Consider the following 900-nt stretch of genomic DNA (forward strand, 5'->3'; position numbering starts at 1 on the left):
AGAAATAAGCTCCCTTGATGAAATGGTTATACATTATGAAGGTGAAATTATTGAAAAGATCTTAATGAAAAATAATGGCAATAAAACAAGGTCAGCAAAAGAGCTTGGAATATCAGTAAGGAATTTGTATTATAAATTGGAAAAATACCACACTGCAAAAAATAGCACGCAATAATTTGCGTGCTATGAATATTTTTGCATACAATTACTGTCATTTTTCAAAATATTGTTGTAGAATAGATTTATTGGTGTTACTAGTACCTGGTACTAGATTGTTGGTAATGTAAGGCTTTTCAACTATTTTTAAAATAGTTTTATCCTTTTTGAAAAGTTGGCACGCAAATTGCTTTATATAGTGCAGGGGGATGAAAGGAAGGGCTTTCAATGAATTTAACAGATATAATGTTACGCGCGAAAAATCATTCTAGGCAAACTGTTGCTGTAGCTGTTGCTGAGGACTTCGAAGTAAAAGAAGCAGTTTCAATTGCGTTAGATAATGATTTAGCAAACTTTTTACTTTTCGGAAACGAGCAAGCAATCTATGAAATGTATGAAGAATTATTAAAAAACGAACAATTTGCAGAAAGACTAAAAATTGTTCATTCTCATTCAAACAAAGAAGCTGCTAAAAATGCAGTTGTAGCAGTTCGCTCTGGTGAAGCTTCAATTGTAATGAAAGGTAATCTTTCATCTTCAGTTCTTCTAAAAGAAGTATTGAACAAAGAATATGGTTTAAGAGATAAAAGTGTTTTATCGCATGTTGCAATATTCGACGTACCAGGTAGAGAAAATGCAGTAATCGTAACAGATGCTGCGATGAACATAGCACCTACGTTAGATCAAAAGGTGAAAATTATTGAAAACAGTGTTGAAATTGCAAGGAAAGTAGGAATAGAAACC

At 32.3% G+C, this 900-nt stretch carries 2 protein-coding genes; both read left to right on the forward strand.

The features are described 5' to 3' along the window. On the forward strand, positions 1-175 hold a 175-nt coding region (locus ABEY15_RS24335), incomplete at its 5' end, for a helix-turn-helix domain-containing protein (protein WP_429892515.1). Positions 176-384: 209 nt separating this feature from the next. After that, a partial coding sequence (locus ABEY15_RS24340) for a phosphate acyltransferase (protein ID WP_429892514.1) occupies positions 385-900 on the forward strand: 516 nt, incomplete at its 3' end.

Source organism: Gottfriedia acidiceleris (genome assembly GCF_050457485.1).
GTDB lineage: Bacteria > Bacillota > Bacilli > Bacillales > Bacillaceae_G > Gottfriedia > Gottfriedia acidiceleris_D.